Source organism: Nostoc flagelliforme FACHB-838 (assembly GCF_014698065.1).
Lineage (GTDB): Bacteria > Cyanobacteriota > Cyanobacteriia > Cyanobacteriales > Nostocaceae > Nostoc > Nostoc flagelliforme_B.
In genome coordinates this window covers 1-8,261 of the sequence record NZ_JACJSI010000258.1, presented here as the reverse complement: position 1 = coordinate 8,261, position 8,261 = coordinate 1, and the positions used below count along the sequence as shown (strand labels likewise).

The 8,261-nt window shown below is 44.7% G+C and carries 7 protein-coding genes and 1 pseudogene; 4 read left to right on the top strand and 4 right to left on the bottom strand.

Features of this window, described 5'->3' with window-relative positions:
• Positions 1-70: 70 nt before the first annotated feature.
• The gene (locus H6G97_RS39805) at positions 71-1,000 is read right to left on the bottom strand and encodes a hypothetical protein (RefSeq protein WP_190946137.1); all 930 of its coding nucleotides are present in this window, start codon (positions 998-1,000) and stop codon (positions 71-73) included.
• A gap of 11 nt (positions 1,001-1,011) precedes the next feature.
• Between H6G97_RS39805 and H6G97_RS53780 the strand changes: the two are divergent.
• Positions 1,012-1,145 (top strand): annotated as a pseudogene (locus tag H6G97_RS53780) (transposase); the annotation flags it as partial.
• A 60-nt stretch (positions 1,146-1,205) separates the two neighbouring features.
• Here the strand turns inward: H6G97_RS53780 and H6G97_RS39800 are convergent.
• Positions 1,206-1,574 (bottom strand): hypothetical protein, encoded by a 369-nt coding sequence (locus tag H6G97_RS39800; RefSeq protein WP_190946136.1) that lies wholly within the window; start codon positions 1,572-1,574, stop codon positions 1,206-1,208.
• Positions 1,575-2,170: 596 nt separating this feature from the next.
• Complete coding sequence (locus H6G97_RS53775) at positions 2,171-2,824, bottom strand: hypothetical protein (protein ID WP_242055889.1); 654 nt, start codon at positions 2,822-2,824, stop codon at positions 2,171-2,173.
• 418 nt (positions 2,825-3,242) lie between these two features.
• On the opposite strand from H6G97_RS53775, the gene H6G97_RS39790 reads away from it, so the two are divergent.
• From H6G97_RS39790 to H6G97_RS39780, 3 genes are read left to right on the top strand one after another with little or no spacing between them, the layout of a single operon-like run.
• A complete protein-coding gene (locus H6G97_RS39790) occupies positions 3,243-3,440 on the top strand; it encodes a hypothetical protein (RefSeq protein ID WP_242055888.1) in 198 nt (65 codons plus the stop codon).
• An 11-nt stretch (positions 3,441-3,451) separates the two neighbouring features.
• The gene (zwf, locus tag H6G97_RS39785) at positions 3,452-4,834 is read left to right on the top strand and encodes a glucose-6-phosphate dehydrogenase (RefSeq protein WP_190946135.1); all 1,383 of its coding nucleotides are present in this window, start codon (positions 3,452-3,454) and stop codon (positions 4,832-4,834) included.
• A 36-nt stretch (positions 4,835-4,870) separates the two neighbouring features.
• Positions 4,871-5,080, top strand: coding sequence for a hypothetical protein (locus H6G97_RS39780; RefSeq protein ID WP_190946134.1), 210 nt, complete (start codon positions 4,871-4,873; stop codon positions 5,078-5,080).
• Here H6G97_RS39780 and H6G97_RS39775 read toward each other — a convergent pair.
• Positions 5,071-7,911, bottom strand: a complete 2,841-nt coding sequence (locus H6G97_RS39775; protein WP_190946133.1) for a plasmid replication protein, CyRepA1 family — start codon at positions 7,909-7,911, stop codon at positions 5,071-5,073. The two genes, H6G97_RS39780 and H6G97_RS39775, sit on opposite strands and share 10 nt — an antisense overlap.
• Positions 7,912-8,261 lie beyond the last annotated feature (350 nt).

The following is an 8,261-nucleotide window of genomic DNA, read 5'->3' as shown; positions in this document are numbered from 1 at the left end:
GCGGATACTTCTGGATATAATCAAAAACCATAACTAATACAGAAAAATGGTAGACACTTACTTAAACGTTTTACCATTTTTCTTTTCCTAAGTTAATATTTCGGACAAGTCTAATGGGATAGTCAGTATACGTCCGGCGTTGAAGTTCGACGCTTCCCACATCAAGTTTGTTGCGATAGACGCATAGGAAAGGATTTTGATAATGGCAAGGGCTGACACTCCATCCCGCAGGAGAAGAGGTTTTACCTAGAACCGACAGCCACGGATTACCTAATTCTGTTTGAGTGTCGTACAAAGGAGTACCATCACTCGCTATTACCATATAGCGATATTGATGGAAGGCAGTTTTTAAATAGGGCTTAAGTTGGGTAACCTCATCAGCATTGCGAACTGTAACTTCAAAGTAGCCCCCTTCCGGCACCCAACCAATCCACCAGCCTTGGTTGTATTTGTCATAGCCAAGTGTTTCCCAAAACTTGAAGCGCGCTCTACACTCATCTTCGGGATGTATACTCTGGTTAACTTTGCGCCAAGTGAGTTGCCCCCAATTACGTAAAGCATCGCGTAACATCGGCAGTGGCATTGCTACCGGAGGGCGATTGAGATACCAACCATAGCGATCGCGCTCAGTCTTCAAGTAAGTACGAGTACAGCCATCATATTGTGCCGAAACCAGCCGTTCATCAGCTGCGTAAACTTCGTAGGTTGAACCGTTTAATTCTAAAGTATTGAGAACTTGTTGTTTCTCGATTCCCGTTAAACGAGCAAAATCTGGAGTCAAGGTGATGCGGCGATTTGTAATCGTATCTAAAATCTTTTTTCCAAAGAATTGATTGGGATCATTTTTGAGTTGGTTTGCACGTTGCTGTACTTCAGGGTTCAGTTGTTCTGGCGGACGACTAAAACCTGGACAGTTTGCCTGGGCTGGATGTGTCCCAATCCCTATATAAGCGGCGAGTAAGACAACTGGAAACAAAGAGTTCAGTATGTGCTTACGCATTTTGAGCTTCAGGATATATTTCACAAAAATTTTTTGAGGAATTATATGAACGAGGGTTAGAGTTAGTTACTAAGTTACTAAATCTAAAAAGAACATGAAAAACCGCTTGGTAAAACTCATTGATAAAATTCTCTTACGCATACGTGTAACACGATAGATGGGCTGAGGTAGGAAGCCCATCCTACGGCGCTTGAGTGCAAATGTCTTATTTCTGTTTGCAGGTTGCAGTAAGTTCTACATTGTAGAAAGTCCCTGGTTTGGGATTAATTGAACGCAACTGCTGGATAAAAACATTAAATGTTGTATTGCTTATGCCGAAGCCAGCTTCAGCACAAGCAGATAAACCTCCTTCGATGGGAATAGATCCCACCCTGGGACTATATACAATGAATTTATCGACGGTACTAGTGCCGACTGCAAACCCGATAACCTGGCGAACTGTTCGCAAAGCAGCATTATCTAAGGAACCACCAATACTGCCAATACTGATATTAACCGCACGACTTTCAGCAAAAGTCGGCGCACTAATCGACAATACTGCCCCGACAATCATCAAACAGGTGAACTTCAACATTATCCTCTCCTCCAAAAAATTGAAAAACTAATAATTAGGTTTCGACAGCGATGAAGTACATCACAGACGCGAACCATGTAAGCTTTTCAGACACGCTTGTGTGTGTAAACGGCAAAATCTGTGAATTTATCCCATAATTCTAAAAATCCCTACATCTTTTTGTAAGATATGCTTAAAAACCTTTATTTTTCGTTGTCAGTTCTCGGTAAGCTTAAGCTTTGTGACACAAATATTATTAGTAGGATAGGTTCTAATACGACAGAGAGTGTCCGCCTGTATTAGATGGTGTTCTCTGCTATTGTGATTTGAATTTAATAGATAAATAGGGGAGAAATAGGGGAGATAATTGCAATTGCAGAAAAAATTTTCAGCACCGCTTAATTTTGGGGGATCACCTGGATCTAACCCGGTTGCGAGGTTACGCTCATCGCAGAAGTGTCTTGTATATCTCGCCACAGCCTCAATACATATAGCTTAAAGGATAAAGTTACAGGAAGACAAAACCTATTTGAGTCAATTGACTTGGAGAATTGTAGTATCAGATTATTAGGGATTTTGTTGTCTAACCTGGATAATGTGAAATAAACCCAACTTTCTCACGCCATCCACTCAGTCCACTGTGGAGCATGTGTCACCAGTTGAGCAAATTTGTCAGAGTCAAGATCCTCAAACTCCAGCATCACGCCACAACGCTCATCACTCGTCAACGTACTGAGTAATTCTTTGACCGCATCAACCCCATCCTCCGCCCGCTCAATCGCCAGCCGAGCGTAATATTTAACTTTATCCCACCAAGAATCACTGAGTTCTGGATCTGTGGCCATACCCTCCCAATTATTACTTCCATCTTCATTAATGAGGGGTGTGGACGGAGCATTAATCCCATATTGAGACTGCATCCTAGCTGCATAAGCCGCATTTCGTTCTTGTTCCTGGTGGCGTTTCCTTTCCCTGTCCTCCCTCTGCCGTTGCCGATAATCCAGCACCTGTTGGATAAACTCTACATCAGAAGTATTGAGCCGATAATACCGAACCCTCTGCCCATCTAAGAGTGGTCGCCGCGACTCAGTAGACAAACCGAGTTGCCAGAGGAACTGCCCCAAAATCCAAATCGGAGACTCAGATAGCGGGATGGTCAGATTGAGAATGCCTTTAACGTGAGATGCGTTGCGTTTGGAGAAGTCAGCCAAAGCCTGAATCATTGCTTCGTCACTTTTAATCTCAACCCCAGCCGATGACGTATGAGCCACGCGGTAGAATGATTACTCTAGAAGCGTGAGAATGGCAAGGCGATCGCAACATTCAAAAAGGAAATTATGTATTCTTTATCACTTTTTTTGTGGTCAACTACTGATTTATAAAAAATATTGCTTAGAAAGGAGAAGAATGTAAAGAATATACAAAGCTTAGTATTTGTATGTACATTTTTCGGCAAATAATAGACCTACATATGTGTCCATACCCAAGAGATTATTACTCCAATAGTTAGAAGCAATCACCACTGCAAACCCTTAAGGGACTTCCAGAATCATTTAAAAATAGGAGTTAAAGCTTATTGACACAATAAATTATGGTAAAGATTATTGGTCAAAACCAGAAGGCGAAAAATCTATGGAACTTGGTTGACAGCGATCGCCTTATTGACAAGCCGCAATTTAGAAGAATTTGGTGGTCGTGTATCAAATTCTGGCGAAGGGCGCCCTTCGTGCGATCATCGCAGCAATTGACGAATCTGTGCCAACTCCGGTGAAAAGTTACGCGCTCTTTGCTCGTTTTAACTCGCGTGGGGAAGCAAACTTTGCCGACAAACTTTTGTCAGCCATGCGCGATCAGTCTGGCGGGCATGATGAAAAAGCTAATTCTTAAAGAGGTTAGTCATGGGAACTCCTGATTCAGATGCACTAGTATTTTTTGGGGCAACAGGTGACTTGGCCTACAAGAAAATCTTCCCCAGCCTTCAGGCAATGGTACGACGGGGCAATCTCAATGTCCCAGTGATTGGGGTTGCCGGACGATCTTGGACAACGGATCAACTTAGAGAAAGGGCACGTGATAGCTTAGAACATAATGGTGGTATAGATCAAGACGCATTTGAGAAACTTTCTGGTCTACTCCAGTACGTTGCTGGTGACTACAACAAACCAGAAACTTACGAAAAATTACGTCTTGCCCTTGGTGATGCTACTCATCCCCTCTACTATTTGGCAATTCCACCGAGCTTGTTTGCACAAGTAGTGTCAGGATTGGGCGAATCAGGCTGTGCTAAAAATGCGCGGGTGGTAATTGAAAAACCATTTGGACGAGATTTGAAATCAGCACGAGAGTTAAATCAAATTCTGGCATCAGTTTTTGCCGAATCATCCATCTATCGCATCGACCATTACCTGGGCAAAGAACCACTGCTGAATTTACTCTATTTTCGGTTTGCCAACTCTTTTCTCGAACCCATCTGGAATCGCAACTATGTTGAAAGCATCCAGATTGTGATGGCAGAGGACTTTGGCATTCAAGGAAGGGGGCGCTTCTATGAGGAAACTGGCGCAATTCGGGATGTGGTGGAAAACCACATGCTGCAAATATTGGCTTCAGTGTGTATGGATGCTCCCGCCAGTACGGCTGCCGATTCCATCCGGGATGAAAAAGAGCGTATTCTCAAAGCTATAGGGGAAGTGCAACCCGATGATATTATTCGCGGTCAATTTTCTGATTACCGCAAGGAAGAAGGTGTTTCGCCTGACTCCCAAGTAGAAACTTTTGTTGCCGTGCGGTTATTTATTAATACGTGGCGGTGGTCAGGAGTTCCCATCTACATTCGGGCTGGGAAGAAATTGCCTGTCAAAACTACTGAGGTGATGGTCAAGTTCAAGTGTCCACCTTTAAATGTGTTCCAGGAGGGAAGACAAGAAAACGGTAATTATGTTCGTTTTTTACTAGATCCAGAGGTAATTGTGGGATTGGGCGCTCGCACTAAAATCCCTGGAGAAGATATGATCGGCTCTACGGTTGAACTCCTAGCCTTTTACGGAGGTGGCGACGAAATGGAACCCTATGAACGTCTATTGGGTGATGCTATGCGGGGCGATCCCACCTTGTTTGTACGAGAAGATACCGTAGAAGAGGAATGGCGGATTGTCCAGCCAATTCTCGATAACGTCACACCCATTTATGAGTATGAGCCAAATACATGGGGCCCACCTGAGTCAGATCAACTGCTCTTGCCAAGGGATCAGTGGTACAACCCATTAGCTAGAGATGATTAATTAAAAAAGTCAATATAGCTTGGTCACCGGATTCAAATGCAACAAGCCTCTAACTCAAATAGTGATAAACACCCAAAACATCGACATTGGTTTTGGTATATTTTTGGAACGTTAGTTGGTTTACTCGGCTTATATGGAGTGGTGAGTTATGTGGTTTTACCAGCACTGTGGCGTCATTACGAACATAACCCCAAGCTGGAACATTCTCCGAAAACAACGCAAACGGCAGAAGGTATCTACTGGTAAACGCACTCCCGATTTTCACGCTTACCCAACCGACCAACGTAGTCCAACTTCAAATCAATTTTGGCAAGTAATTTCTGTGCGATCGCTATCGGTGTGTGTTTTTCAGAAATCGTTACATTCAGATAATTCTTGATAACGTGCCTGTGCTGAACAGCCAGCGCTTTAAACTCCAACATCTTCTCATCAGATCCCCGCAACTGAACGTCTGGTGTAAGAAACTGCAACAGATTCAGGCTTTCGAGTAACAACACAGCAGGTAATAACTGCCCCTTGTTAAAATCTGGTTTCCAAACTGAATTCTCTCCCGCTTCTAACTGCGCCTTAGCCCGTTTGGTATCACGATTAGTCAGAAATTCCCGCCCCAGCGTCAAATAATAGTGCATCCGCAACTGAGGATACCACCCGTCATCATCCTTCTCAACCAAATCAGGGGTCACGTCAATTTCATAGCGACGGGACAATTCAGCCTTGCGCTGTTGATGTCGTTCGGTTTTGGTTTTCGCTCTTTTGTCTTGCAGTTTCTTCAATTCGGTTGGGGAGAGTTCATCAGAATTAGCGATCGCTTCACACTCAGCAGCATACAATTCAACAGATGCCGCCTTAACCGACTCGATAACTGCCCCGCTCTCATCATCGTCAGCATCGTCAGCATCGATAACGGTGTAGCCGTCTTCGACCAAACCCACAAGCACAGATTCTCTATAGCGCCGCATCTCGACGTTAATCACAGAACCCCGCTTGCCCCAAGTCTGCAAAGATTCGGGCTGGAAGTTCTGGTCAACATAGCTGTAATCGTCATTATCCGCCGCCGACAATAGCGCAATGTTAGCTTGTGTGGCGACGTGTTGACTTCGCAACAATCCTCCGATGGATGTAGAGCCATTCCCTACAACCGACATTCCCCACTCTCTGACCCAAATGTGACGGTCAACTGTCTCCCTAATCCTTGCCAACATCTGACGCACGGAGTTAACCGGCTGCACTCCCTGAAATATTCCCCAAACACCATCAAAATGTCCTCGAATATCGATGCTGACCCCAGTTTCCAAACTTGGAGAGGCGATAACCAAATCATACTGGGTGAGAATTTCGTTCAGGTGAGCGATACAGCCAAACGCAGGATGAGATGGATCAGCAACAGATTCGCTATCAATTCGCAGAATTCGTAGGTGAGGGGATTTGCGGCGAAACCGTTCTTCAAGTGCTTGGGTTCCCCATTTAGACTTAGCCTTTTGAGCAGAACAGCATAATAAATGATGCCCACCTTTGGAGATTGCTTTGTCGAGTGCAGCGATGAGATTCTTCGGGTTACTGCCAGAATAGTTGTAACAATTGCCAGATACGTGCCGATAGTTGTTGACGATAACGAAGGGATTAACTCGATATTCTCCAGCCAGCGATAAAACATACTTCACATCAGTATCTGAGACATCCGCACTAGACAGATAAATCTTTCCCTGACTGCTGCCCAAAACATTCTGTACCAGTTGTTTGAGGTTTTTGAGGACAGATACCCGACGTTTTTGCACTTCCGTACCAGAGTTGAGCAAATGCCAAAAAACTTGGTCACATTCATCAATAATAATTACATCATTCGCCCAATCATTAGGATTGAATCGCGCCTGACTTTCTTGATGCAGTGAATCAACGCACACCCCGTATCCCAACAATGTGCCTGTTTCATTCGTGCGGACTTCGGTAACATAGTTAACACCAAACCGATTACACAGTGCCTCACCCAATTGGATGCGATGGGTAATGATTAATACCCGTCTCTCTTGGTCGTGTGCTTTCGCCACCTCTGTTGCCAGCCATTCGGTTTTACCAGTGCCTTTGGGGGCTTTGAGGATAATCAGTTTTTCGCCTTCGGGGACGAGAAGCTGGCCCAAGAATCTTTGATTGAGAGCGATCGCAGGCGGGTAAGTCAACAAGGTAAACAGCTTAATCTCCCATAACTCCAGTGCAACAGCCGTGTTGTAGAGTGCGTCAAAAGCTTCCCGCCCTTTGGCAACGATAAAATCATCAACACCTTTCTCAAGTTCTTCAGGTAAATCAATCACTCGCAGCGAACAACCCTCATTTACCAGCAGCCGTCCCATACGACTGATAGCGGTTCTGACTCGCTGCACTGTCTCAGGTTTATTGTCTTGGTCAAAGCAGACGTTGACCTGTCTTCCCTGTGTTGCAAAATGTTTCAAGTCGGGAATCAGAGAGGGTTTACCAATAGCGTTACCGTACACCCCATGATGAGTACGGTATCCAGCGTTGACACCGGGGATAGCGATCGCTGCATAACCCGCAGTTAGTAACGCTCCCGCTTTCTTGACACCTTCTACAATTGTCACTGGTACATTATGCCTCCAAACCCAATGCCAGAAGCCGCCGAGATGTTGTAAGTCAAATTCTGTAATGGGAATACCGCAACGTAGGGAGACTTTCACCCAAATGCGATTCGGGACTAAGAGGAAGAAGGCGCGTGTTTCTTCTCTGTAAGGATGCTCGTACTTGATAAATTTGTGGATCTTTTGCCGGTCACGTCTGGGGTGGTCGGGTTTGAAGCAGCCCCACATCATCAGGACATAGTTGTTGAGCGGGTCAACACCACTGCACCACCAGCCGCCGAGTTCAATGTGCTGATATTTCTTTAAATCGCGATCGCGTAATCGTCCATCGTTGCGACGGGAGATTTTGGGACTGTAAAGCAGATATTCGTAAGGTGTTGTGCCGTAGAGCGAACGCACATTCAGAGCAATGATTTCTTCGTCAACCCCGCTACTGAGCCACTCTTGTAGGTGCTTGGCTTGAGAATCGGTTTCATTTATACGAAGCATGATGTATTTCCTCTATTTTTTGACGCATGGTGCAGGATGCGGCATTTGCACCCATGCCGCCGGTTCAAATTTTTGTGAGAGCTTTTGCTGGCTATGAAATTCTCAACAGCCAGCAAAAGCGTTATCTCCCGCCTCCGGTGTGCGGTCGAAACGTAAGATTAATACGTGTGCTAACGACTTTATTGGTCTTTGGAACCTGATGCAGATGTGTAGACTGGCAGCCAGGGTGCATCAACACAATTCGCAATTCGCAATTCGCAATTAATTATGCTTGTTAATTTTCTCCTTAACTTTCCGAGTAGATGAAACTAAAATTTTTCCAATTTCTCTGGTTTCTTGGAGTAAAAGTT